26 protein-coding genes are annotated in these 24,551 nt (G+C 66.5%); 18 read left to right on the top strand and 8 right to left on the bottom strand.

The genetic code is table 11. The annotated features are described in order from the left end of the window. Positions 1–39 precede the first annotated feature (39 nt). The 8 genes from AC4ELH_RS01340 (at position 40) to AC4ELH_RS01305 (ending at position 6,916) form a co-directional block, all read left to right on the top strand. On the top strand, positions 40–807 hold the full coding sequence (locus AC4ELH_RS01340) for a DUF4190 domain-containing protein (protein WP_448446918.1): 768 nt from the start codon (positions 40–42) through the stop codon (positions 805–807). A 19-nt stretch (positions 808–826) separates the two neighbouring features. Continuing rightward, positions 827–1,648, top strand: a complete 822-nt coding sequence (locus AC4ELH_RS01335) for a hypothetical protein (protein ID WP_131811637.1) — start codon at positions 827–829, stop codon at positions 1,646–1,648. Between the two features lies 1 nt (position 1,649). Continuing rightward, positions 1,650–2,372, top strand: coding sequence for a DUF4190 domain-containing protein (locus AC4ELH_RS01330; RefSeq protein WP_064881929.1), 723 nt, complete (start codon positions 1,650–1,652; stop codon positions 2,370–2,372). A gap of 39 nt (positions 2,373–2,411) precedes the next feature. After that, entirely contained in the window at positions 2,412–3,251 is an 840-nt protein-coding gene (locus tag AC4ELH_RS01325; protein WP_498883018.1) for a hypothetical protein, read from the top strand. 106 nt (positions 3,252–3,357) lie between these two features. Continuing rightward, entirely contained in the window at positions 3,358–3,930 is a 573-nt protein-coding gene (locus AC4ELH_RS01320) for a hypothetical protein (RefSeq protein WP_131811635.1), read from the top strand. A gap of 65 nt (positions 3,931–3,995) precedes the next feature. Next, positions 3,996–4,295 carry an Asp-tRNA(Asn)/Glu-tRNA(Gln) amidotransferase subunit GatC gene (gene gatC, locus AC4ELH_RS01315; RefSeq protein WP_064881926.1) on the top strand — a complete coding sequence of 100 codons (300 nt, stop codon included), beginning with the start codon at positions 3,996–3,998 and terminating at the stop codon, positions 4,293–4,295. Between the two features lie 5 nt (positions 4,296–4,300). Next, positions 4,301–5,782: an Asp-tRNA(Asn)/Glu-tRNA(Gln) amidotransferase subunit GatA gene (gene gatA, locus AC4ELH_RS01310; protein WP_064881987.1), complete on the top strand. Its 1,482-nt coding sequence runs from the start codon at positions 4,301–4,303 to the stop codon at positions 5,780–5,782. Positions 5,783–5,884: 102 nt separating this feature from the next. After that, positions 5,885–6,916: an ATP-dependent 6-phosphofructokinase gene (locus AC4ELH_RS01305; RefSeq protein ID WP_064881925.1), complete on the top strand. Its 1,032-nt coding sequence runs from the start codon at positions 5,885–5,887 to the stop codon at positions 6,914–6,916. A 15-nt stretch (positions 6,917–6,931) separates the two neighbouring features. Here AC4ELH_RS01305 and AC4ELH_RS01300 read toward each other — a convergent pair whose 3' ends face one another. After that, on the bottom strand, positions 6,932–7,624 hold the full coding sequence (locus AC4ELH_RS01300; RefSeq protein WP_064881985.1) for an NAD(P)-dependent oxidoreductase: 693 nt from the start codon (positions 7,622–7,624) through the stop codon (positions 6,932–6,934). Positions 7,625–7,698: 74 nt separating this feature from the next. On the opposite strand from AC4ELH_RS01300, the gene AC4ELH_RS01295 reads away from it, so the two are divergent. Both AC4ELH_RS01295 and gatB read left to right on the top strand, forming a co-directional pair. Beyond that, positions 7,699–8,172 carry a MarR family winged helix-turn-helix transcriptional regulator gene (locus tag AC4ELH_RS01295; RefSeq protein WP_448446910.1) on the top strand — a complete coding sequence of 158 codons (474 nt, stop codon included), beginning with the start codon at positions 7,699–7,701 and terminating at the stop codon, positions 8,170–8,172. Positions 8,173–8,196: 24 nt separating this feature from the next. Next, positions 8,197–9,708: an Asp-tRNA(Asn)/Glu-tRNA(Gln) amidotransferase subunit GatB gene (gene gatB / locus AC4ELH_RS01290; protein ID WP_448446908.1), complete on the top strand. Its 1,512-nt coding sequence runs from the start codon at positions 8,197–8,199 to the stop codon at positions 9,706–9,708. 7 nt (positions 9,709–9,715) lie between these two features. On the opposite strand, the gene AC4ELH_RS01285 is transcribed toward gatB, so the two are convergent. Continuing rightward, a complete protein-coding gene (locus AC4ELH_RS01285; RefSeq protein WP_064960699.1) occupies positions 9,716–10,375 on the bottom strand; it encodes a TetR/AcrR family transcriptional regulator in 660 nt (219 codons plus the stop codon). Between the two features lie 101 nt (positions 10,376–10,476). Next, entirely contained in the window at positions 10,477–11,595 is a 1,119-nt protein-coding gene (locus AC4ELH_RS01280) for a PQQ-dependent sugar dehydrogenase (RefSeq protein ID WP_174554320.1), read from the bottom strand. Between the two features lie 135 nt (positions 11,596–11,730). On the opposite strand from AC4ELH_RS01280, the gene AC4ELH_RS01275 reads away from it, so the two are divergent. Continuing rightward, positions 11,731–12,573, top strand: coding sequence for a DoxX family protein (locus AC4ELH_RS01275; RefSeq protein WP_064881917.1), 843 nt, complete (start codon positions 11,731–11,733; stop codon positions 12,571–12,573). A gap of 26 nt (positions 12,574–12,599) precedes the next feature. On the opposite strand, the gene AC4ELH_RS01270 is transcribed toward AC4ELH_RS01275, so the two are convergent. Beyond that, on the bottom strand, positions 12,600–12,941 hold the full coding sequence (locus tag AC4ELH_RS01270) for a PH domain-containing protein (RefSeq protein WP_064881916.1): 342 nt from the start codon (positions 12,939–12,941) through the stop codon (positions 12,600–12,602). A gap of 367 nt (positions 12,942–13,308) precedes the next feature. On the opposite strand from AC4ELH_RS01270, the gene AC4ELH_RS01265 reads away from it, so the two are divergent. From AC4ELH_RS01265 to ilvC, 3 genes are all read left to right on the top strand, one after another. Then, positions 13,309–15,171: an acetolactate synthase large subunit gene (locus tag AC4ELH_RS01265; protein WP_064881981.1), complete on the top strand. Its 1,863-nt coding sequence runs from the start codon at positions 13,309–13,311 to the stop codon at positions 15,169–15,171. After that, the gene (gene ilvN, locus AC4ELH_RS01260; protein WP_055112725.1) at positions 15,171–15,683 is read left to right on the top strand and encodes an acetolactate synthase small subunit; all 513 of its coding nucleotides are present in this window, start codon (positions 15,171–15,173) and stop codon (positions 15,681–15,683) included. The genes AC4ELH_RS01265 and ilvN overlap by 1 nt, the downstream gene beginning before the upstream one ends. Before the next feature lie 66 nt (positions 15,684–15,749). Then, positions 15,750–16,751, top strand: coding sequence for a ketol-acid reductoisomerase (ilvC, locus tag AC4ELH_RS01255; protein WP_498883064.1), 1,002 nt, complete (start codon positions 15,750–15,752; stop codon positions 16,749–16,751). A 71-nt stretch (positions 16,752–16,822) separates the two neighbouring features. On the opposite strand, the gene AC4ELH_RS01250 is transcribed toward ilvC, so the two are convergent. The 3 genes from AC4ELH_RS01250 to AC4ELH_RS01240 all read right to left on the bottom strand — a co-directional run bounded on the left by AC4ELH_RS01250 (position 16,823) and on the right by AC4ELH_RS01240 (position 19,270). After that, positions 16,823–17,164, bottom strand: a complete 342-nt coding sequence (locus AC4ELH_RS01250; protein WP_448446903.1) for a hypothetical protein — start codon at positions 17,162–17,164, stop codon at positions 16,823–16,825. Between the two features lie 67 nt (positions 17,165–17,231). Then, a complete protein-coding gene (gene wrbA / locus AC4ELH_RS01245; RefSeq protein ID WP_064881909.1) occupies positions 17,232–17,843 on the bottom strand; it encodes an NAD(P)H:quinone oxidoreductase in 612 nt (203 codons plus the stop codon). Continuing rightward, positions 17,840–19,270 (bottom strand): phytoene desaturase family protein, encoded by a 1,431-nt coding sequence (locus AC4ELH_RS01240; RefSeq protein WP_448446901.1) that lies wholly within the window; start codon positions 19,268–19,270, stop codon positions 17,840–17,842. Before AC4ELH_RS01240 ends, wrbA begins: the two co-directional genes overlap by 4 nt. A gap of 60 nt (positions 19,271–19,330) precedes the next feature. Here AC4ELH_RS01240 and serA point away from each other — a divergent pair, with 60 nt between their 5' ends. From serA to AC4ELH_RS01220, 4 genes are all read left to right on the top strand, one after another. After that, positions 19,331–20,917 (top strand): phosphoglycerate dehydrogenase, encoded by a 1,587-nt coding sequence (serA, locus tag AC4ELH_RS01235; RefSeq protein WP_064881906.1) that lies wholly within the window; start codon positions 19,331–19,333, stop codon positions 20,915–20,917. After that, positions 20,914–21,924 (top strand): 3-isopropylmalate dehydrogenase, encoded by a 1,011-nt coding sequence (locus AC4ELH_RS01230; RefSeq protein ID WP_498883016.1) that lies wholly within the window; start codon positions 20,914–20,916, stop codon positions 21,922–21,924. Before serA ends, AC4ELH_RS01230 begins: the two co-directional genes overlap by 4 nt. 25 nt (positions 21,925–21,949) lie before the next feature. Beyond that, positions 21,950–22,537 (top strand): hypothetical protein, encoded by a 588-nt coding sequence (locus AC4ELH_RS01225; RefSeq protein WP_448446896.1) that lies wholly within the window; start codon positions 21,950–21,952, stop codon positions 22,535–22,537. 89 nt (positions 22,538–22,626) lie between these two features. Continuing rightward, positions 22,627–23,241 carry a dihydrofolate reductase family protein gene (locus AC4ELH_RS01220; RefSeq protein WP_448446894.1) on the top strand — a complete coding sequence of 205 codons (615 nt, stop codon included), beginning with the start codon at positions 22,627–22,629 and terminating at the stop codon, positions 23,239–23,241. 16 nt (positions 23,242–23,257) lie between these two features. Here the strand turns inward: AC4ELH_RS01220 and AC4ELH_RS01215 are convergent, their stop codons facing one another. Continuing rightward, positions 23,258–24,502, bottom strand: coding sequence for a hypothetical protein (locus AC4ELH_RS01215; protein ID WP_498883015.1), 1,245 nt, complete (start codon positions 24,500–24,502; stop codon positions 23,258–23,260). Positions 24,503–24,551: the final 49 nt, after the last annotated feature.

The following is a 24,551-nucleotide window of genomic DNA, read 5'->3' as shown; positions in this document are numbered from 1 at the left end:
ACAGGTAACTTTCACCGTGATCGGGGGGCTCGTCGCGCGATGACGCAGTGGGGAAGCGGTTGGCCCGCCGACAACGGCACATTCGGAAGCCCATTGCAGCCGTTCGGTACACCGCCGGATACCTCGCAGCCACCACCGACAGCGGGGTCCCGTTGGCCCTTGATTGCGTTGGTCGTCGGGATCTGCGCCTTGGCCGTCGCGCTCTTTCCCGCCGGTATCGGATTTGTGGCGATACCCGTCGGGATCTTCGGCATCGTCGCGGGCGTCTTGGGCCTGCAGGCAGCACAGCGCGACGGGCGCGGCGCGGGCAGCGCGATCACCGGAATCGTGGTGTCGGTGCTGGCGATGGCCCTTGCCGCGGTGATGTTCTTCATCGTGTATCGGACGCCGGCACCGGCACCGGCATCCGCAGCCCCCACGACAACGACCTCGAAGAAGTTGGCCCCGGCGACGGTGATCCCGGAGAACAACTACGACATCCAATCGGTCCTCAAAGACGAAGTCGACGTCAGCTTCGGCCCGTACAGCGACGACGGCGGCGACTTTATTGTGCGGGATCCGGTGGCCGAGATGACGGTGGTCAGCAAGCGCGACATCCCCCGCACGTGCCGCTTCACCGTACGGGCGGTCGACGGTGCGGGAGCCGAGATCCGGGGTGGATACCTGCTGGACATGAGGCTCAATCCTGGAACCACCGCTCGCGAGAACATCTTCAGTCTGGGCCAGAGCAGCATCAAACGCGAGGACGCAGATCGGTTGCGGACCGGGACATTCGAAGTGACCAAGGCAAGTTGCTCGCCTTACTGAGCATGTGGAGGGATATGCGATGACCGGTTTCGGGCAGCAACCGCCTGGCGGCGGGTTCGATTCGCCGTTCGGTGATCCGTTCGCGGCGGGTGGCCAGGCCCATGGACAACAGCACGGGTATCCCGATGCTGGGTTGGCAGCACCGCCGCCGATCGGTCAGCCGTTGTCGCCGCGAGCCGACTCGGCCGGTGCGCTGTGGCCGATCCTGTCCGTGGTGATCGGAATCATCGGCGTAGCACTCGTGTTGGTCCCGTTCTACAGCGACGCCCCGTTCTGGCTCGGCCTGATCGGGGCCGTCATCGGCTTGGCGGGTCTTGCTGCGGGGATCGTCGGTATACGCCAGGCTGGTCGCGATCGGGAACAGGTTCCGGCACTGGCGATTTCCGGTGTGGTGGCCGCGGGTGTTGCCGTTGTTCTTACGGTGAGTTCCGTTCTGGTTCACGTCAATTCGCCCAGCGGGAGCTCACCCGCCTCGTCAGCAGGGGCGGATGAGAGTGGCGCGACCAACACTGTCTTGCGCGACGAACTCGACGTCACGTTCGGGGCGTTCGAGTACACGCTCGACGGCGGCGCTAACAAGGTGTGGAGCAACAAAATACCGGTCACGTTCCATAACAAGACGAGCACTGCTCGCGACTTCGGGGTCGACATCGGAGCATTCGTCGACGAGCGCACCCAGATTGGTGGCACCTTCTTCAGTAAGGGCGGAAATCCGGGGACGTTGGAAGGCGACGCCACCACCACGGTGGAGTACTTCACTTTCGAAACCGATCCTGCAGTCGCCGAGAAGCTCAAGTCGGCAGAGTTCAAGGTCGTCGCCGCCCGGAGCAGGGAGGTCTGACGTGACGGGACCATTCGGCGGGCAACCGCCTGAATTCGGAAGCGGATTCGGCGCGCATCCGCCGAACATCCTCGGACAAACCGGCCAACCGGTATCGCCCGCTCCGCAGCAAACCCACGGTGCCACATCGGTACTCGCGATCATTTCGGTGATCGTGGGTGTCGGTGCACTACTACTGGCGTTTGTGCCCTATTACGTCGGGTTGGTTGCGTCGGTGGCCGGTATCGCCGGACTGACAGTCGGAATCGTTGCTCTGGTACGACGGGGAACCGACGGGCCGACTCTTGCTGCGATCGGCACTGCCACCTCGGCGCTCGCCCTCATCATGGGCATCGTCATGACCCTCGTCTATTCAGGTTCGGGCGATGGGGTCGAGACGCCCCCAGCGCAGACGGCGGCCCCGCGAGCAGACCGAGCGAACACACAAAACGTGCTCGCCGACCAGCTCGAGGTGGCAGTCGGAGACTTTGTGATGTCGAGCGGGAAAGGTGAGTTGTCGGTCACCGTGACGAATCGCCTGACAGAAGCACGGACGTTCTATGTGCTGATCGGGGCCTTCGAAGGAACCACCCAATTGGCGACGTCTTCGATCGAGGAAACGCTGAACGCTGGACAGACGAAGAAAACCAAGGCTTTTGACGGTTCCAAGAGTCCCGTGGACTACGACCAGATCAAGAACGCGACCTTCCGAGTGATCGAGGCGAGTTCCCGTGAACCGAAATAGCCGAGACGAGACGTTCATGCACTGTGGGGAGCCGATCCGATGACCGGGCCAGATCCGTGGGGCACTCCGCCCGACTATCCGCCGTCGGCGGGTGGCTTTGGCGGGCAACAGTTCCCACCCACGCCCGGGGCCCCGAATTCCGGTGGTGGTCCATCGTGGGGTTACGCCGCACCCCCATCTATGTACGGCGGTGGGGCACCGCAGTTGACCCCGGATTACGGAGTCCCGATGGCCGGGTACGGCGCAGCGCCCCGTGCGCGGAGCGCCGGGACCGGATGGCGGCGAAGGTGGCCGCTGGTCTCCCTGGTGGTCGGCGCCTGCGGAATAGGACTGGCCTTCGCGCCGCCACCGGCGGGCTGGGTGGGTGCGGTTGCCGGTGTCTTCGGGATCATTGCCGCCGCCATCGGATGGCTGCGGCGGGAACGCGTACACGACGAATCGGTGCTTCCATCGGTTCTCGGCGGCGGTTTGTCCGCCATCGCCATCGCCATCGCCATCGCCATCGCCATCGGTATGGGGTTCGTCTACGGCGGGTCCGAGGTCGTATCAGCGGCCGGCGACGGCCTTGACGTCGAAATCGGTAACTATGAGTTTGAGTTCCAACCCGCCTCCGACGGCTACGCGGATCGAGTCGTGAACAACCGATTGAAGGTGAAGGTGACGAGTAGGTCGGCAACCGGCGGACAATTCTCGTTGTCGATCGGAGCCTATGAGGGCGACTCCAACAATCAGATCCAGGCCGACCGGACTGTCTTGCATTTGGTTCCGGGTGCTTCGCAAGACATCGAGATGTTCACCGGGCCGGTGAGCAAGGAACGAGCCGACGAGCTCAAGGGCGCCAACTTCCGGGTTATCGATGTCACGACACCAGGTCTCTGAGAGGTAGACGATGTACACCGCCACACCGATTCCCGCGGCACCCACAGGTCCGAGCTCCGGTGGCAGCACACCGCACCTGTGGTCGGCTGCCGCGACCATCGCCGGATTGATCGGCATGGCGCTGGCGTTGTTCTCACTGGTTCCGGCGGCCACCGTCGTGGCCGGTATCGGCGTTGCCGCAGGCATCGTCGCCCTGCTCCGCACTGCCGCGGCCCACCCGCTACCGGCCGTTACGGGCACGGTGATATCCGCACTCGCGGTCGCGGTCAGCGTTGTCATGCTCGTGGCACCGGCACTCACGACGCCGACAACCAAGTCCGATGCGGCAGGTCCCTCTGCTGAGCTCGGTGGCGAGGAGTTCATGAATGAAAACCTCGAAGACGTTCTCGCGAATGAGCTGCAGGTCGATTTCGGCGAGGTCTCCGTCACCCCGTCCGGATCACCCAAGTTGTCCCTCACGCTGACCAATAAAACTGACCGGACACGCAGCTTCTTCGTGACGCTCGGTGCATTCGACAGCAGTGGCGTCCAGATCGCCACGGACTCGGGTGCAGGAGCTCTCCTTGGGCCGCATGCCATCCAGAAACGAACTGCGTTCGGGTCGGTCCATGACAAATCGACTGTTGAAAAAATGAAGTCGGCGACATTCAAAGTCGTGGCGGTCACGCGCACGCTCTAGCGCCACACAGCGGCGGGTGCTGCCGCTGTATGACACCTCTGGTGCTTTGACTAGGCTGCTTTGTCGTGTCGAAGATCTCCCGAGACGAGGTTGCCCATCTGGCGCGTCTGGCGCGTCTGGCGCTGACCGACGACGAACTGGACAGTTTCGCCGGCCAGCTGGATGCCATCCTCGGCCATGTCAGCCAGATCCAGTCCGTCGACGTCACCGGCGTGGAGGCGACGGGCAACCCGCTGAAGGACGTGAATGTCAGTCGCCCTGACGTCGTCGAGCCGTGCCTGACGCAGGAGGAGGCGCTGGCCGCGGCGCCGCGCGCCGAAGACGGCCGCTTCGCCGTGCCGCGGATTCTCGGAGAGGGTGAATGACGAGCATGAGTGAGCTGACCCGTCGCGATGCGGCGACCCTGGGTGCCCAGATCGCGGCCAAGGAGGTCTCCTCGACCGAGGTGACCCGGGCCCACCTGGACCAGATTGCCGAGACCGACGAGCGATTCAATGCCTTTCTGCATGTGGCGGCCGATTCGGCGCTCGCCACCGCGGCCCGGATCGACGCGGCCGTGGCCGCGGGCGAGACGCTGCCCTCGCCGCTGGCCGGGGTTCCGCTGGCGCTCAAGGACGTCTTCACCGCCACCGACATGCCGACCACCGCGGGATCCAAGATCCTCGAAGGCTGGCGCGCACCGTACGACGCGACCGTCACCGCCAAGCTGCGCGCAGCGGGCATCCCGATCCTCGGCAAGACGAACATGGACGAATTCGCCATGGGATCGTCGACCGAGAATTCGGCCTACGGACCGACCCGTAACCCGTGGAACACCGAGCGGGTACCCGGCGGGTCGGGCGGCGGTAGCGCTGCGGCACTGGCCGCGTACCAGGCTCCGCTGGCGATCGGCACCGACACCGGCGGATCGATCCGTCAGCCGGCCGCGCTGACCGCGACCGTCGGCGTCAAGCCGACATACGGCACGGTCTCACGCTACGGCCTGATCGCCTGCGCGTCGTCGCTGGATCAGGGCGGTCCGTGTGCGCGCACGGTGCTCGACACCGCGCTGCTGCACCAGGTGATCGCCGGCCACGACCCGCGCGATTCCACCTCCGTCGACGCCCCGGTGCCCGACGTGGTCGGTGCCGCCCGGGCCGGTGCGGCAGGCGATCTCAAGGGCGTGCGTGTCGGTGTTGTCAAGCAGTTGCGGGGCGAGGGTTACCAGCCCGGCGTGCTGGAGTCGTTCAATGCCGCAGTCGCCCAACTGACCGCGCTCGGCGCCGAGGTCAGCGAGGTCGACTGCCCGCACTTCGACCATGCGATGGACGCCTACTACCTCATCCTGCCGTCGGAGGTGTCGAGCAACCTGGCACGGTTCGACGCGATGCGATTCGGGCTGCGGGTCGGTGATGACGGCACGCACAGCGCCGAGGAGGTCATGGCGTTGACCCGGGCCGCCGGGTTCGGGCCGGAGGTCAAGCGCCGGATCATGATCGGTACCTACGCGTTGTCGGCGGGCTACTACGACGCCTACTACAACCAGGCGCAGAAGGTGCGGACCCTGATCGCCCGCGACCTGGAGCAGGCTTACCAGAGCGTGGACGTCCTGGTGTCGCCGGCGACGCCGACCACTGCATTCCGGCTGGGGGAGAAGGTCGACGATCCGTTGGCCATGTACCTGTTCGACCTGTGCACGTTGCCGTTGAACCTGGCCGGCCACTGTGGCATGTCGGTGCCCTCGGGGCTGTCGCCCGACGACGGCCTGCCGGTCGGTCTGCAGATCATGGCGCCGGCCCTGGCCGATGACCGGCTGTACCGCGTCGGCGCGGCCTACGAGGCCGCCCGCGGCCCGTTGCCCAGCGCTCTGTAATTCCCGGCGAGCAGACGCAGAGTCACATGAAAATCGTGTGTCTCGTGCAATTGTGCGTCTGCTCGGCCCACTGAAACGGTCGCCGGAGGGCAAGATGGGGCCATGCGCATCGGAGTTCTCACCGGCGGCGGTGATTGTCCTGGCCTGAACGCGGTGATCCGGGCGGTGGTGCGTACCTGCGACCAGCGCTACGGCTCGTCGGTGGTCGGATTCCTCGACGGCTGGCGAGGGTTGTTGGAGGATCGCCGAATCCAATTGGCCAACGATGATCGCAATGACCGGTTGTTGGCCAAGGGCGGAACCATGCTGGGCACCGCGCGGGTCAACCCCGACAAGCTGCGGGCGGGCCTGGATCAGATCAAGCAGACCCTCGAAGACAACGGGATCGACGTGTTGATCCCGATCGGGGGTGAAGGCACTCTGACCGCCGCGCACTGGTTGTCCGAGGAGAACGTCCCGGTGGTGGGGGTGCCCAAGACCATCGACAACGACATCGACTGCACGGACGTGACTTTCGGTCACGACACGGCGCTGCAGGTGGCAACCGAGGCCATCGACCGGCTGCACAGCACCGCCGAATCCCACCAGCGCGTCATGCTGGTCGAGGTGATGGGCCGGCATGCCGGCTGGATCGCGCTCAACGCCGGGCTGGCGTCGGGCGCGCACATGACCCTGATCCCCGAGCAGCCCTTCGATGTCGAGGAAGTGTGCCGGCTGGTCAAGAAGCGGTTCCAGCACGGATCGTCACACTTCATCTGCGTGGTGGCAGAGGGGGCGAAGCCGGCCGAGGGCACCATGCAACTGCGTCAGGGCGGCATGGACGAGTTCGGGCATGAGAAATTCACCGGTGTGGCACAGCAATTGGCGCTCGAGGTGGAGAAGCGCATCAAAAAGGATGTACGCGTCACGGTCCTCGGCCACGTCCAGCGCGGCGGTACCCCGACGGCTTATGACCGCGTGCTGGCCACCCGGTTCGGTGTGAACGCGGCCGACGCCGCGCATGCCGGCGAGTTCGGGATGATGGTGTCGTTGCAGGGGCAGGACATCGGCCGGGTACCGCTGGCCGATGCGACCCGCCACCTCAAACTGGTACCGCAGTCCCGTTACGACGACGCCGCCGAGTTCTTCGGCTGAGCGCGCGCGGGAACGTCATGCGCTCTTGAGCGCTTCGCGGCGTAACAGTTGCCACATGGACGGCGTGTCTACAGTCGTCGAAACCGTCACGGTCGCACCGGTTTCCGGTGAATCGGCCAGCTTCAGCAGGTAGTCGGCAAGGTCGGTGCGCGACGTGAACGCGCCCACCGGGTCGCACTGGCCGGCAATGTAATCGGTGACGTTCGGCAGGTCGAACAGGCCGGACGGCCGCACGATCGTCCAGTCCAGTCCGCTGGCGGTCACGACCTCTTCCATGCGACGCATGTCGGCGTAGAGGGTCCTGCCGAAGATGCGGCTGATGACGGGCTGGACCAGGCGCAGCGCGAACGGCGTAGCGGTGCGGCCGGGATAGTCGGCGATCGCGGTCGAACTCACGACGGCCAACCTCTCGACCCCGGTCCGGTGCATCGCGGTGACGATGTTGCTCACGCCGATCGAGTAGGTGTCGACGGGATCCATCGTGAACGTGACGCCCAGGGTGGACAGGACTGCGTCAGCGCCGTCGACGGCGGCGGCGACCGCGTCCGCGTCCCGCACGTCGGCCTCGGCCACGGTGAGTGCGGCGCCGGTGACGGGGAACGCCTCGGGGTGGCGGGTGACCGCCACGACGTCGTGCCCGGCGTCGAGGGCCCGGCGGGTGAGCAGACGTCCGGTTGCCCCGTTGGCGCCAAAGATGGCGATTCGCATGTTGCCTCCCAATTAGTCACTAATAGTGACAATCACGTTATATGACAATCACTAACAGTGCTAGTGTCGGCGGCATGGTTGAGGAACCGTCCGGTGTGTCCGCTCTCGACGAGCGCATCCCGTTCCTGCTGTCCCAACTCGGCGCATATGTGGCCGATGGCTTCAGAGCGAAGCTGGAGCCGTTGGGTCTGCATCCCAGGGCCACCGCGGTTCTGCTGGCACTCGCCGGTGTCGACGGGCAGTCGCAGCGCGAGCTCTGCGAACGCCTTGGGCTGCACCGCAATGTCATGGTCGCGCTGATCGATACGCTGGAGGCCGAGGGCCTCGTCGAACGCCGGGCGCATCCCGATGACCGGCGGGCATTCGCCGTATCTCTGACCGGGCGAGCGCGCGAGTTGGTCCCAGCCCTGGACTCCGCAGGTCGTGCACTTGAGGACGAGGTGACGGCGTCACTGTCCGACGACGAACGCACCGCGCTGCGCCACCTGCTGCGCCGGTTGTCGGCCGCGGCCGGCCTGATCCCCGGCGTCCACCCCGGACTGGCCTGAAACGGCCCCATTAGGATCGACACCATGTCTGTCGCTACCGCCGAACTCGTTGACTACGACGACGTCATCGCCACCTATGAGCCCGTGATGGGTATGGAGGTTCACGTCGAGCTGTCCACGGCCACCAAGATGTTCTGCGGCTGCGCCAACCGGTTCGGTGCCGAGCCGAACACCCTGGTCTGCCCGGTGTGCCTGGGGCTGCCCGGGTCGCTGCCGGTGCTCAACGAGGCGGCGGTCGAGTCGGCGATCCGGATCGGCCTCGCGCTCAACTGCGACATCGCGCCGTGGGGCCGGTTCGCTCGGAAGAACTACTTCTACCCCGACCAGCCGAAGAACTACCAGATCTCGCAGTACGACGAGCCGATCGCGATCGACGGATACCTCGACGTGCCGCTCGACGATGGCACCACCTTCCGCGTCGAGATCGAGCGTGCGCACATGGAGGAGGACACCGGCAAGCTGACCCATCTGGGTAGCGACACCGGCCGTATCGCGGGTGCGACGACCTCGCTCGCCGATTTCAACCGTGCCGGTGTTCCGTTGATCGAGATTGTCACCAGGCCGATCGAGGGCACCGGGGCACGGGCACCGGAGATCGCCCGCGCCTATGTGACCGCGCTGCGAGATCTGTTGCGTGGCTTGGGTGTATCGGATGTCCGGATGGATCAGGGGTCGATGCGGTGCGACTCGAACCTGTCACTGAAGCCGGTCGGGGCCACCGAGTTCGGCACCCGTACCGAGACCAAGAACGTGAACTCGCTCAAGAGCGTCGAGGTCGCCGTCCGGTATGAGATGCGCCGCCAGGCAGCGGTTCTCAATTCCGGTGGCACGGTCACCCAGGAGACGCGGCATTTCCACGAGGACGGCTACACCTCTCCGGGCCGCAGCAAGGAGACCGCGCAGGACTACCGGTACTTCCCCGAGCCCGACCTCGAGCCTGTCGCCCCCGACGCAGCGCTCGTCGAACGCCTGCGTCAGACCATCCCCGAGCTGCCGTGGTTGGCGCGCAAGCGGATTCAGCAGGACTGGGGCATCTCCGACGAGGTGATGCGTGACCTGGTCAACGCCGGTGCGGTGGAGTTGGTGGCAGCCACCGTCTCCCACGGCGCCTCCAGCGAGGCCGCCCGCGCCTGGTGGGGCAACTTCCTGGTGCAGAAGGCGAACGAATCCGAGGTCGAGCTCGAGACATTGCCGATCACCCCGGCCCAGGTGGCCGTCGTGGTCAAGCTCGTCGACGAGGGCAAGCTGTCCAACAAACTGGCCCGACAGGTCATCGAGGGAGTGTTGGCCGGCGAGGGCGAACCCGAGCAGGTGATGGCCGACCGTGGGCTGGCGCTCGTGCGCGACGACTCGGTGATCCAGGCTGCCGTTGATAAAGCGCTCGAGGCTCAGCCCGACGTCGCGGACAAGATCCGCGGTGGCAAGGTCCAGGCCGCCGGGGCGATTGTCGGTGCGGTGATGAAGGCGACCAAGGGTTCTGCCGACGCGGCCCGGGTACGCGAGCTGGTGCTGGCCGCTTGCGGCCAGAGCGGGTAACCGCGCGTTACTTGACGGCGCCGGCGAACATCGTCATCGCGGCGGCGGCATATTGCTCGAGCCGTTCGCGTGGGTAGCTGGCCGGGTCGTGCACGGCGAGGCGGCCGAGCATCTCCGCGAACGACAGCAAGGTGTGGCCGAGAAGCTCGGGATCCAGTGCGGACAGCCGGGGATCCACGGCTATGCCCGCCTTTGCCATTTGCTTGAGCTCCGCGAGGATCTGGTTGCGGGCGTTGCGGACCGCTGCGTGGACATCCCGCGGCGCGGTGTCGGGTTCGGTGAGGATGAGCCGCCAGCGGGCCGGATTCTCCAGCACGCAGCGTAGGAAACCGGTGACCGTCGCCGTGTAGGCATCTGCCGGTCCGGTTACCGACAGATTCTCGGGCAGGGTGGTCAGGACCTGGCTCAGGCCCCGCTGGTGCTCCCGGACGAGCAACGCAGCCACCAGTTCGGTGCGGGTCCGAAACGCGGTATAGAGAACGGGTTTGCCGACGCCACCGGCCTCGGCGACCCCCTCCATGGTCAGCTCGTGCAGGGGGCAATCGTGGAGCACCGTCAAAGCTGCGTCCAGCAGTTGCTCGCGCCGCTCCTCACGCGGTAGCCGCGGTGCGTATCTGCGGCGCTGGCGGTCAGGCACCCGGGTAATGGTACGTGATAGGCGAACCATTTCTAAGGGCACATTGTGGGCGTTGTATTCATATCGACCGATTGACGCTGCCGGTCCCGGTCCGGGCCGGAAAGTCGATCTAGGACGAAATGTCTTGTGTCCTAGGTGTTGTCAGCATTACTGCGCGGGAAGCCGCCGCCCTGTGGGAAGAGCGGGAAGACGACGTCGTCGAAGTTCTCGGCATCTCCGGCGGTCCGGTTCACGGTTGCGCCCCACACGTTGCCGTCGGGGGAGAGCTGCAACGCCCAGGCATGACCGCGCACGTTCTCCCGGACCACCTCCGGGTCACCGGTGACCGCGCCCGTATCGGGTGCCAGGCGTACGGCGACGGTCTTCTTGACGTTGACCAGGTTCACCAACACCGTGCCCTCCAGGGCGGCGCATCCGGCGACGCCCGGCCGGTCCGGCCAGGTCCACACCGTGGAAATCTTGGAATCCTTGGTGATGCGCTGCAGTCGATCGGCGCTCGGGGTGCGGTCGGTGACGTAGAGCGAGCCGTCTGACGAATCGACACACATTCCGCCGGCGCCACCCAGGCCGCTTAGCGCTGTGGTGACCGGGGCCTGGTTGACGGTGGTGGGCTGCTCGATGCGCAGTACCTTGCCTGCCAGCGATGCGGGATCGGCGGCCAATGCCGGGTCGCCCGCATCGCCCGTCTGCACCAGTAGGGTGGTCTTGCTGGTGAACGTCAGCGCCCCCATGTTGCCGGTGGCACCCTTCGGAATGCCGGTGAGGATGGGTTTCGGCACGTCGCCGTCGGCGATGCGGATCACGCGGTTGTCCGTCGGAGTGCTGACATAGGCGTACATCAGACGGTCCTGGCCGTAGGTCGGCGACAGCACGATGTCCATCAGTCCGCCGTCGCCGGACGGATCGACGGGGATCGTCACCTTGACCTTCGGCTCGGCCTTCACCGACACCTGCTTGACCGCGCCGGTGAGCCGCTCGGCGACCAGGGCTGACTGGCTGTCGGGCAGCATGATCAGGCCGCTGGTGCTGTCGAGGCAGCCCTGCATGACACCTGTCGCCTTGCATTCCTTGGGGAACGGCTTGGCCGGCAGCGGTGGCGGCGGCGGTGGTGTGGTGGTCGGCCCCGGTGCCATCTTGGGCTCGGTGGTGAAAGGTTCGGACTGGGCCGCGTCGAACCGGGCACAGCCCGACCCGACAAGCATCGCGGCACACAGAACGGCGGCCACCCCCATCAGCCGGCGCGATTTCATGCCGCCAGATTACGGATCGCTCGGCGGTGCGCGCCACGTCGGGACCGCGCGTCGGATCCGTAGCAGGTCGATACCAGGCGGAAGCGCCGGGGTAAATACCCGGATCGGACCGAACTTGCACTTACCCTGGCAGCTGTGACCAGCCACCCACAGGACCCACAAGCCTGGCAACGACCGGGTTACTCGGACGATTCCGCCAGGCCGGCCGGGGCCAGCCTGGTCGACCCCGAAGACGACCTGCCGTCGGAAAACTACGGCGGCGACTTCGAGACCACCGCCATTCCCCGCTACGACTCGAAAGCGGGCGACCAGTCCGCATTCAGCCTGGTCTCCGACCCCGAGCCACTGCCGTACGTGCAATCCGGCGGGCCGGCCCCCATGGCCCCCTTCTCGGCCGAACCGGCCGAGATCGAGCGCGACGACTTCATCGACGACCGGGTCCGGGCGGCCGGTCGACGCGGCACCCAGGACCTCGGCCTGCTGATCCTGCGCGTCGCGCTGGGCGGGCTGATGATCATCCACGGCCTGCAGAAGGCCTTCGGCTGGTGGGGCGGCCCAGGGCTGGACGGGTTCAACTCGTCGCTGGACGAGATGGGCTTCAAGAACGCCGACATCCTGACCTATGCCGCCACCGGCGGGCAGATCGCCGCAGGCGTGCTGCTGGTCCTCGGGTTGTTCACCCCGATCGCGGCGGCCGGCGCACTGGCCTACCTGATCAACGGGGTGCTGGCCACCGCGATGGCGGCGCATGAGCAGGCCCGCCTCGCGGAAGTCATCACCGACGGCACCGAATACCGGATGATCGTCGTCGTCGCCGCAGCCGCGATCATCCTGACCGGGCCGGGCCGCTACGGATTCGACGCCGGCCGCGGCTGGGCTCGACGCCCGTTCGTGGGTTCCTTCGTGGCCCTGGTGCTCGGCGTGGCCGGCGGCATCGCGATCTGGGTGTTGCTCAACGGCGGCAACCCGCTGGGTTGAGACGGCGCTGAACGGCGTTTGAACCGTCAGGCGTACGGATTCGGTACGCGGCCGCCGCTCACCTCGGTGAGCAACGGCAGTGTTGCGAACGTCACGGCAGGCAGGCGCAGGTCCGTACCGTCGCTCAAATCTGCGATCGCCCAAGAGGACCGGTCGAACCGCAATCCCTTGATCTCGGTCCACGACACGGTGCGGCTGCGCGTCAGCGACCGCGCTGTGACGGTGTCGGCATCGGCGGTCGTGCGGTACCGAATGATGGCCGCCGACAACGCAATCGGGATCACCAGCAGCACCGAGAACCAGGTCGGATTGCTCAGGACCAGCGTCAGCAGGCCGAGCGTCAGGAATCCGACTGCCAGGTGCGCCATGGGCGATATCCGGATTACGACAGGGGCGGTTGCCGATCGTGCGCTCACAGGTTCATCCTTGCACCACCCGGCGGACGGCCCCGCCGGCGTCACCGGGCGTCCGGCGCTCAGCGGAACCAATTTGACCTTTAACCTGTACGGCAGCTACCGTCGGGTGCTATGCAGAACCCCGGATTGCTCGTAGTAATTGGTTGGCGCGTTGATGCCGCGCTGGCCCTCTGCCGGGCATAGCCAACCGCATCGACGCGCCACCCTCGTACAGCTACCGGCTGACGGGGGTTTTTTATTTGCCCACAAGCGCGCCGTAATCAATGAAAAATTGAAACTTCCTGAAGAGGAATGTGAAGCAGACCGTGAAGAGGACATCGTGAGCGCACCGACAACGCGACCGCCAGCCCGGTCGGGAACCGCGCCTGCCAACGGCGCAACCAACGCCAAATCAGATTCGGGACAGCCCAACCGGGTTGCACCGCAGCAGCTCACCGGCGCCCAGGCGGTCGTCCGGTCGCTGGAAGAGCTCGGCGTCGACGTCGTCTTCGGGATCCCCGGTGGCGCCGTGCTGCCGGTCTACGATCCGCTGTTCGACTCGCAGAAGCTGCGCCACGTGCTGGTCCGCCATGAGCAGGGCGCCGGCCACGCCGCCAGCGGCTATGCCCACGCCACGGGCAAGGTCGGCGTGATGATGGCCACGTCCGGCCCCGGCGCGACCAACCTGATCACCCCGCTGGCCGACGCCCAGATGGACTCCATCCCCGTGGTGGCCATCACCGGGCAGGTGGGCCGCAGCCTGATCGGCACCGACGCCTTCCAGGAAGCCGACATCACCGGCATGACCATGCCGATCACCAAGCACAACTTCCTGGTGCGCAACGGTGACGACATCGCCCAGGTGATGGCCGAGGCCTTCTACATCGCCAGCTCGGGGCGCCCGGGCGCGGTGCTCGTCGACGTTCCCAAGGACATCCTGCAGGCCCAGTGCACCTTCTCCTGGCCGCCGCAGATGGACCTGCCCGGGTACAAGCCGAACACCAAGCCGCACAGCCGTCAGGTGCGTGAGGCCGCCAAGCTGATCGCCGCGGCGCACAAGCCGGTGCTCTACGTCGGCGGTGGTGTGATCCGTGGTGAGGCCAGCGCCGAACTGCTCGAGCTGGCCGAGCTGACCGGCATCCCGGTCGTCACCACGCTCATGGCCCGCGGCGCGTTCCCGGACAGCCACCCGCAGCACCTGGGGATGCCGGGCATGCACGGCACCGTGGCCGCGGTGGGTGCGTTGCAGAAGAGCGACCTGCTGATCGCTCTTGGCACTCGGTTCGACGACCGGGTCACCGGTCAGCTGTCCTCGTTCGCCCCTGAGGCGAAGGTGATCCACGCCGACATCGACCCCGCCGAGATCGGCAAGAACCGGCACGCCGACGTCCCCATCGTGGGTGACGTGAAGGCCGTCATCACCGATCTGATCGAGGTGCTGCGCCGCGACGGAACGACCAGTGCCGCACTGAAATTGGACGGCTGGTGGGAGTACCTTTCCGGACTGAAGTCGACCTACCCGCTGAGCTACGGCCCGCAGAGCGATGGCAGCCTCAGCCCCGAGTACGTCATCGAGAAGCTGGGTCAGATTGCCGGACCCGAGGCGGTCTATGTCGCCGGGGTTGGCCAGCACCAGATGTGGGCCGCGCAGTTCGTCAAGTACGAGAACCCCAAGACGTGGCTGAACTCCGGTGGCCTTGGCACCATGGGCTTCGCCGTCCCGGCGGCCATGGGCGCCAAGTTCGCCCGCCCCGAGGCCGAGGTGTGGGCCATCGACGGTGACGGCTGCTTCCAGATGACCAACCAGGAGCTGGCCACCTGTGCCATCGAGGGCGCACCGATCAAGGTGGCGTTGATCAACAACGGCAACCTGGGCATGGTGCGGCAGTGGCAGACGCTGTTCTACGACCAGCGCTACAGCCAGACCGATCTGGCCACGCACTCGCGTCGGATCCCGGACTTCGTCAAGCTGGCCGAGGCGCTGGGCTGCGTCGGGCTGCGCTGCGAGCGGGCCGAGGACGTCGAGGACGTCATCAACCAGGCCCGGGCGATCAACGACCGCCCGGTGGTCATCGACTTCATCGTCGGTGCCGATGCGCAGGTGTGGCCGATGGTCGCCGCCGGCACCAGCAACGACGAGATCATGGCAGCTCGGGACATCCGGCCGCTGTTCGACGAAAACGACGCCGAGGGGCACGCCTGATGAGCAACACCACGCCCACCCACACGCTTTCGGTGCTGGTCGAGGACAAACCCGGTGTCCTCGCCCGGGTGGCCACACTGTTCTCCCGTCGTGGCTACAACATCCAGTCCCTGGCTGTGGGTGCCACCGAGCAGAAGCACATGTCGCGGATGACGATCGTCGTCAGTGTCGAGGAATCGCCGCTGGAGCAGATCACCAAGCAGCTCAACAAGCTGGTCAACGTGATCAAGATCGTCGAGCAGGAGGACGACAGCTCGGTCTCCCGCGAACTCGCCCTGATCAAGGTGCGCGCCGACGCGAGCAACCGAGGTCAGGTCATCGAAGCGGTGAACCTGTTCCGCGCCAAGGTGGTTGACGTTTCGACCGAGTCCCTGACCGTCGAGGCCACCGGGACCTCGGAAAAGCTGGAGGCCCTGCTGCGGGTCCTGGAGCCCTACGGTATCCGTGAGATCGCACAGTCCGGCATGGTGTCGGTCTCGCGCGGACCCCGTGGTATCAGCGCAGTGAAGTAAGCACGTCAAGTAGCGTTAGTCGGCTGTAGAGCTAGAAAGAGAAGGAAATTTCGCATGGCAGTTGAGATGTTTTACGACGCCGACGCGGACCTGTCGATCATCCAGGGTCGCAAGGTCGCCGTCATCGGCTACGGCAGCCAGGGGCACGCGCATTCGCTGTCGCTGCGCGATTCGGGTGTCCAGGTCAAGGTCGGCCTGAAAGAGGGCTCGAAGTCCCGCGTCAAGGTCGAAGAGCAGGGCCTCGAGGTCGGCACCCCCGCAGAGGTCGCCAAGTGGGCCGACGTGATCATGGTGCTCGCGCCCGACACCGCGCAGGCCGAGATCTTCAAGAACGACATCGAGCCCAACCTGGAGGACGGCAACGCGCTGTTCTTCGGCCACGGCCTCAACATCCACTTCGGTCTGATCAAGGCTCCGGCCAACGTCACCGTCGGCATGGTCGCCCCCAAGGGGCCCGGCCACCTGGTGCGTCGCCAGTTCGTCGACGGCAAGGGTGTGCCCTGCCTGATCGCCGTCGACCAGGACCCGAAGGGCGAGGGCCAGGCCCTGGCGCTCTCGTACGCCGCCGCGATCGGCGGTGCCCGCGCCGGCGTCATCAAGACCACCTTCAAGGAAGAGACCGAGACCGACCTGTTCGGCGAGCAGGCCGTGCTCTGCGGTGGCACCGAAGAGCTGGTCAAGGCCGGCTTCGAGGTCATGGTCGAGGCGGGCTACGCCCCGGAGATGGCCTACTTCGAGGTGCTGCATGAGCTCAAGCTCATCGTCGACCTGATGTACGAGGGCGGCATCGCCCGCATGAACTACTCGGTGTCCGACACCGCGGAGTTCGGTGGCTACCTTTCAGGACCCCGCGTCATCGACGCCGACACCAAGCAGCGCATGCGCGACATCCTGACCGACATCCAGGACGGCACCTTCGTCAAGCGCCTGGTCGCCAACGTCGAGGGCGGCAACAAGGAGCTCGAAGGTCTTCGCAAGGCCAACGCCGAGCACCCGATCGAGGTCACCGGCAAGAAGCTGCGCGACCTGATGAGCTGGGTCGACCGGCCGATCACCGAAACGGCATAACTGCTGCGTTCACTGGCCAGTTATTGCACGCGAATCACTAAAAGCGTGCAGTAACTGGCCTTTCGGCGTTTCTAGACGATTCGGTAGCCGATCGCCGCGAGCGTGCGGGCCACATTTCTACCTTCGGCGCTGCCGGGAAGCTTCTCGGTGCTGTCGATCTGCAGGCCCTCACCGACGACGCCGAACAGCTCGGTCGACACCGGGTCGTCGGGCTCCGGCGGCTCGATGCGGCCGTCCGGGTAGATGCACTGCGCTCGCATGGCCCACATCGTCTGCGCGGCGGCGACGACGTTGTACCCGTGCAGCGGCGGGCTCACGTGATAGAGCTCCAGGTCGCCCACCGCGAACAACTTCATGACCGGATCCAGGTGTGGGACTGATCCCACCAACCGTGCGACGCCCCCAAAGTTCACGCATCAAATCTAAGCGGCCTCGGCAGTGCTGCAGCGCAGCAGTTTTCCCGGCCCCAGCCGTCGGCGGCTACGAACCCAGTCGCGCCGCCACACTGACGACCCGCCGGGCAAGGTGATCCAGCGCGTCGTAGGTGGTGTCGTCGAACTCGCTGATGTTGTCGTGGTTGGCCAGCAGGCTGGCGCCGTACGGGTTGCCGTCGACGAATTTGAGCGGATCGGTGTAGCCCGGCGGGACGATGATCCCGCCCCAGTGCATCAACGTCACGTAGAGCGTCAGCAGCGTGGTCTCCTGCCCGCCATGCGCGGTGTTGGTCGAGGTGAACCCGGCGTAGACCTTGTCGGCGAGCTTGCCTTGTGACCACAGGCCGCCGAGCGAATCGAGGAATGCGCGCAATTGCGAAGCGACAGAACCGAATCGGGTGGGGGAGCCGAAGATCACCGCGTCTGCCCAGACGATGTCGTCACCGGTGGCGCTCGGTTGATCCTTGGTGGCTTCGTAATTCGCGGTCCAGGCCGGATTGTGAGCGAAGGACTCTGGATCGGCGGTCTCGGCGACGGGCCGCAACCGCACCTCGGCACCTGCGGCCTCGGCGGTGGCGGTGACCCGCTGAGCCATGTGCGTGCCGTGGCCGGTCGCGGAGTAGTAGATGACGGCGACCTTGGGTGCAGGAGTGGTCATGGTGCCAGCTTAGGCAGATCCCGCATACCGAACTCGCGTTTGAGCACGGTGCGGGCGGCGTAGAACCCGGCCATCCCGTGCACGCCACCACCCGGCGGAGTGGCCGACGAGCACAGGTAGGCCTTGGGGATCGGGGTGGTCCACGGGTCGAACCGTGGAGTGGGCCCCAGCAGCGCGCTGGCCATGTTGTTGCCCCCCACACCGATATCGCCGCCGACCAGGTTGGCGTTGTGCTCGTCCATCCGCGACGCGGGCACGCTGCGGACCCCGACCACCAGATCGCGGAAGCCCGGGGCGAATCGTTCGAAGATGTCGGTGACCACCGTGGCCATGTCCCGCGTCGAATTGTTGGGTACGTGGACATAGGTCCACAGCGGGCGCCGGTCGGCGTCATCGATGCGGGATGCGTCGGCGACGTGGGGGAGCGCGCCCAGCACCATCGGCCACTCGGCGTGGCGGCCCGCGGCGATCTCGGACTCGGCCAGTGCCATCTGTGCCCGGCTGCCACCCAGGTGCAGGGTCGGCGCCTGGGCCAGACGCGGGTCACGCCAAGGGATCTCGCCGCTCAGCACGAAATCGACCTTCGCCACTCCCGGTCCGTAGCGGTAGCGGCTCAACGCCCGCGCATAGCGAGGCGGCAGGGCCTTGCCGTAGATCGACAGCAGCGCGGTCGGTGCGGTGTCGTAGATGACCACGCCCGACGGTGGTTCAGTGACCTCGTGTCCGAGGACGAGTTCGCCGCCGTGCGCGGTGAGATCGGCGATCAGCGCATCCGGTATCGCCTGGGATCCGCCGATCGGGATCGGCCATCCCACAGCATGTCCCAGCGTCGCCAGCATCAGACCAGCGCCACCCGATACCAGTGACGGCATCGTCGAGATCGTGTGTGCCGCAACACCACTGAACAACGCACGGGCATCTTCGCCCGTCAGTGTGCGCCACAACGGGGTGCCTTGGGCGAGCAATCGGGGCGCGACACGCGCGGCCGCGGTCAGCGACGGCGGTAGCGACCGCTTGTCGCCGAGGATCAGGCCCACCACGTCATCGCACTCGGCAGCCAGCGGACCGAGCAGCCGTCGCCACGAATCTCCGTGGTCCAGTTCGGAGCACGTGCGCTCGATGTCGCGGTAACCGATCGCCGCCGGGCGGTGCTGCAACGGGCTGGCGTAGGAAATCTCGGGGACCGCCAGTTGCACCCCGCGGGCGGTCAGGTCGTAGGCGGCGAAGAACGGCGACGCCAACGCCAGCGGGTGCACCGCTGAACAGATGTCGTGGCTGACTCCGGGATATTCCGGGTCCGGCATGGTGCGTGCCCCACCGCCCGGGGTGGGTTGCGCTTCGATGACGCGTACGGCCAGTCCGGCCCGGGCACAGATGACCGCGGCGGACAGGCCGTTGGGGCCGCTGCCGACGATTGTGACGTCCACGCCCATCAGTACACCGCACGCGGTTCGGCTGTGGTAGGGCGCACACACTAGGCTGTCCGCGTGAGTCTCCCCGTTGTTTTGATTGCCGACAAGCTCGCGGAATCGACCGTCGCCGCTCTCGGTGACCAGGTAGAGGTCAGGTGGGTCGACGGTCCGGACCGCGAGAAGCTGCTCGCTGCCGTGCCGGAAGCCGACGCGCTGCTGGTGCGTTCCGCCACCACGGTGGACGCCGAGGTCATCGCCGCGGCCCCCAAACTCAAGATCGTCGCCCGCGCCGGTGTCGGCCTGGACAACGTCGACGTCGACGCCGCGACCGCCCGCGGGGTGCTCGTCGTCAACGCACCGACCTCCAACATCCACAGTGCCGCCGAGCACGCCCTGGCCCTGCTGCTGTCCACGGCGCGACAGATCCCCGCCGCCGACGCAACGCTGCGGGAACACACCTGGAAGCGGTCGTCGTTCTCGGGCGTCGAGATCTTCGACAAGACCGTCGGTGTCGTCGGTCTCGGCCGCATCGGTCAGCTGGTCGCCCAGCGCCTGGCCGCCTTCGGCGCCCACATCGTGGCGTACGACCCCTACGTCTCGCAGGCCCGCGCCGCCCAGCTCGGTATCGAGTTGCTGCCGCTGGAGGAGCTGCTCGGCCGAGCCGACTTCATCTCGGTGCACCTGCCCAAGACCAAGGAGACCGCCGGCCTGCTCGGCAAGGACAACCTGGCCAAGACCAAGCCGGGCGTCATCATCGTCAACGCCGCCCGCGGTGGTCTGATCGATGAGCAGGCCCTGGCCGATGCCATCACGAGCGGCCACGTGCGTGCCGCCGGTCTGGACGTGTTCTCGACCGAACCGTGCACCGACAGCCCGCTGTTCGAGCTGCCGCAGGTCGTCGTGACCCCGCACCTGGGTGCCTCGACCGCCGAGGCGCAGGACCGGGCCGGTACCGATGTGGCCGCCAGCGTGAAGCTCGCCCTTGCCGGCGAATTCGTGCCGGACGCGGTCAACGTGGGCGGCGGCGCCGTCGGCGAAGAGGTGGCGCCCTGGCTGGACCTGGTGCGCAAGCTCGGTCTGCTGGCCGGTGCCCTGTCCGATGCGGCCCCGGTGTCGCTCACCGTCCAGGCGCGCGGCGAGCTGGCGTCGGAGGATGTCGAGATCCTGCGGCTGTCGGCGCTGCGTGGGCTGTTCTCCGCGGTGGTCGACGAGCAGGTCACGTTCGTCAACGCTCCGACGTTGGCCGCCGACCGTGGCGTGGCCTCCGAGATCAGCACCGCCACCGAGAGCCCCAACCACCGCAGCGTGGTCGATGTGCGCGTCGTGCACGCCGACGGCAGCGCGGTGAACGTCGCGGGCACCCTGTCGGGGCCGCAGCTGGTCGAGAAGATCGTCCAGATCAACGGCCGCAACTTCGACCTGCGCGCCGAGGGCTACAACCTCATCGTCCACTACAACGATCAGCCGGGCGCCCTTGGCAAGATCGGCACCCTGCTGGGTGGGGCGAACGTCAACATCCTGGCCGCGCAGCTGAGCCAGGACGTCGACGGCGACAGCGCCATCGTGATGCTGCGGCTGGACACCGACGTGCCAGAGGATGTGCGTTCCGCGCTTGCCGCTGCCGTTGACGCCACGACGCTGGAAGTGGTCGACCTGTCATGAAACTCGCTGTAATCGCCGGTGACGGCATCGGTCCGGAGGTCATCGCCGAGGCGCTGAAGGTGCTCGACGCGGTGCTGCCCGGCGTGGACCGGACCGAATACGACCTGGGCGCGCGGCGTTACCACGCGACGGGGGAGACCCTGCCCGAGGGATTCGTCGAGGAGCTCAAGGGCTATGACGCAATCCTGTTGGGCGCCATCGGCGATCCGTCGGTCCCCAGTGGTGTGCTCGAACGCGGGTTGCTGCTCAACATGCGGTTTGCGTTGGACCACCACGTGAACCTGCGGCCGTCGAAGTTGTTCGCCGGGGTTTCCAGTCCCTTGGCCGGCAACCCGGAGATCGACTTCGTGGTGGTGCGCGAGGGCACCGAAGGTCCCTACACCGGCACCGGCGGCGCGATCCGGGTGGGCACCCCGCACGAGGTTGCCACCGAGGTGTCCACCAACACCCGGTTCGGCGTGGAGCGCGTGGTGCGTTATGCGTTCGAGAAAGCCCGCGCGCGACGCAAACACCTGACTCTGGTGCACAAGAACAACGTGCTGGCGTTCGCCGGCTCGCTGTGGAAGCGCACCGTCGACGAGATCGGTACGGAGTACCCGGACGTCGAGACGGCTTACCAGCACATCGATGCGGCCACCATCCACATGGTCACCGATCCCGGCCGGTTCGACGTGATCGTCACCGACAACCTGTTCGGCGACATCATCACCGATCTGGCGGCCGCGGTCTCCGGCGGTATCGGCCTGGCCGCCTCGGGCAATATCGATGCGACGGGCACGAACCCGGCGATGTTCGAGCCGGTGCACGGCAGTGCACCCGACATCGCCGGGCAGGGGATCGCCGATCCGACCGCCGCGGTGATGAGTGTGGCGCTGCTGCTCACGCACATCGGTGAGACCGACGCCGCCGCGCAGGTCGACAAGGCGGTCGGTGAGCACCTGGCCACCCGCGGTGACGCGAAGCACTCGACCAGCGAGGTCGGCGAGCGGATCCTGTCGCTGCTGTAGCCGGTGATTCTGCGCTGAGTCGGCGGTGACTGCCCGCTTCGCCACCCCGACGAGGCAGTGTTGGCTGTTCGCAATCGGATCGTCGTTCTTCGCGGCCGCCACCGTGCCGGGTTTCCCTGCCTTGGCCGGTGCGGGCGTGACGAACACGCTGTGCTTCGTCGGCTCGTGGTTTTTCACCACGGCCGCGGGCATCCAGCTCGTGCTCGCCGGACGCGGACTCGACTGGTGGTCGGCGGCCACACAATTCGCCGGGACCCTCCTGTTCAACCTCAGCACCGGCGCGTCGGTCTGGGCCCACGCGGTACTGGCTGAGCGCCGGTTCGTCTGGGCCCCCGACGCGACGGGCTCACTGGCCTTCCTGCTCAGCGGCGTGCTCGCAGTGCTGGCGGTCGGCGCGTGGTCACCGAAATCCGTTGGCTGGCAGGCCGCGTGGGTCAACATGATGGGTTGTGTGGCGTTCGGGGTTTCCGCGCTCGCCGCATTCGTTCGCAAGACCGGCGTGACAGTCGACGAGCGGCTCGCCAATTTCGGCACCTTCATCGGTGCGTTGTGCTTTCTGGCCGCGGCGTTGATGCTGCGTCCCCGGTCTGACACGGCACCGACTCTGCGCTGAGGGCGCGGGTCACTCGCACATTCGCGCCCTGGACGCAGAGTCGATCACCGAGGCGATGAGTCTTTGGGCGCCGGTCGGTCTATACGGGCATGGGACTCATCGACATCGAACTGTTCGCGACCCTCGACCTCGTCGCGCAGGCGCCGGGCGGGCCTGACGAGGACCCCGAGGGGTTCTCGTTCGGCGGCTGGCAGGCGCCGTTGATCGACGAGGTGTCGGGTGCACAGGTCGGCGCTGCATACGAGGGCACCGATGCTCTCCTGCTCGGGCGCCGGACGTACGACATCTTCGCCGCCTACTGGCCACACCAGACGGATGACTTCGGCACGCTGTTCAACAGCATCCCCAAGTACGTCGCCTCCCGCGGCACACCTGACCTCGCGTGGGCCGGTTCCCAACAGTTGGGCGCGGACCTGGGTGCCGCCGTGCGTGAGATCCGGGATCGGCATGAGCATGTGAAGGTCGTCGGCAGCCTGAATCTGGTCCAGACGCTCTTGCGCGAGAAGCTCTTTGATCGCCTCGACCTGTGGGTGCACCCGATCATGCTGGGAGCGGGGAAGAAGGTGTTCGACGGTGGCGCGGTGCCCACCAACGTCACACTGCTGCAACCGCCGGTCGCCAGCCCGAACGGCATCGTGTATCTGCGGTACGGACTTGCCGACGGAATCCCGGGGACAGGGGACATGAGCGCGCCCGATCAATGAGTTCGGTTGTGCGCGGTCAGGGCTGGGCTGGTGCAACGGCGACGCTGGTGGCGTCGACATCGGCGATGTGGACGCGCTGATCGCCCTCGCGGATGAACAAGCTTGTGACGGTAGGCGGTTGGTTGGCCTGCCGCTCATCGGACGGTCGGGGCACCTTCGCGACGATCACCGCGTCTCCGTCGGGCAGCGGGTAGTCGCGGTAGGTTCCTGATGGCGCGACTTGTGTCCACTGGCCGCCGTTCAGCTCCCACACGCCGCCGTCCGGCGTCGGCTCGGACCGATTCGTCGGACACTGCTCGGCACCCGCGGTGGACCGCAACCTCCCGTCGGATGTCCACCACACCGCGCCGCTCTGATTGCCATAGAAGAAGGGCCCGGGGGTCGCATCGAAGGGCCCCGGTGGAAATCCCGCAGCTTGGTGGCCGGTGGCCGAGTCGAACACTGTGACCTGGTGTCGGTCGCAGGAGCCGGTCTTGTCGATGGCACCGGTTTCGTAGGCGAATCGGGTGCCGTCGGGGCTGAAGACCGCTGATATCCACTGCGTGGTCGGTTGGTGCGCGACATCGCGGACGGTGCCGTCGGCATCGACGAGGAACAGGCGATCGGCCTGGGTGAATCTGTCTGAGCCGTACTTCTTGACGATGGCCACTCGTCCATGACCGGCGCCGATCACGTTTCCGGTGAAGTCCTGGGTTTCGGCGGGTACCGCCTGTTGCTCGGGCGTTCGTGGCGGTAATTGAACGGTGCGCAACACACTGGGCGTCGGGCTCGGCCGGCTGAGGTCCAACTGCATCAGGGTTACCTGACCGTCGGGAGCGTCCGCTGTCGGCGGGGCCTGCCAGACGATTGTGCTGCCCTGCAACGGATACGGGACGCCGGGTCGACTCGGCCGTTGAGAGTCGGTGCGAGACTGAGCCGGAATGGCCACCTCGTGAGTTTGACGGCTTGCCACATCTATCCACACCAGCTCGGCGTGCATGTCGCCGCCGTCGTAGGGATAGCGCCCAGCCTGCTCATCGGCGTACTGCGCGAAGGCATAGGTTCCGTCGGTAGTGAAGGCAGGTCCGCTCAGGCCCGCGAACCGGGACGCACCAACTTGTTTTTTCCAGGTGGCAATGGGATTCGAGCCTTCAGTCAGCACGAAACCCACCTCTCCCGAGTCGAACCAGGGGGTGGCTCTCGGCACGGTGTAGGCGATCAACGGGCCGTGAGTCTCCAGCAGGGCGGTTGGAGACGGCGGGCTCGACGGCTGGTCGTGCACCTGACATGCGTTTGTTGCCAGTGCGAACGCCAAGAGTGCGGATACGACA

This window comes from Mycobacterium shunyiense (genome assembly GCF_058270075.1).
The sequence above is the reverse complement of the archived record's forward strand: the minus strand, read 5'-3'. Positions and strand labels throughout refer to the sequence as shown.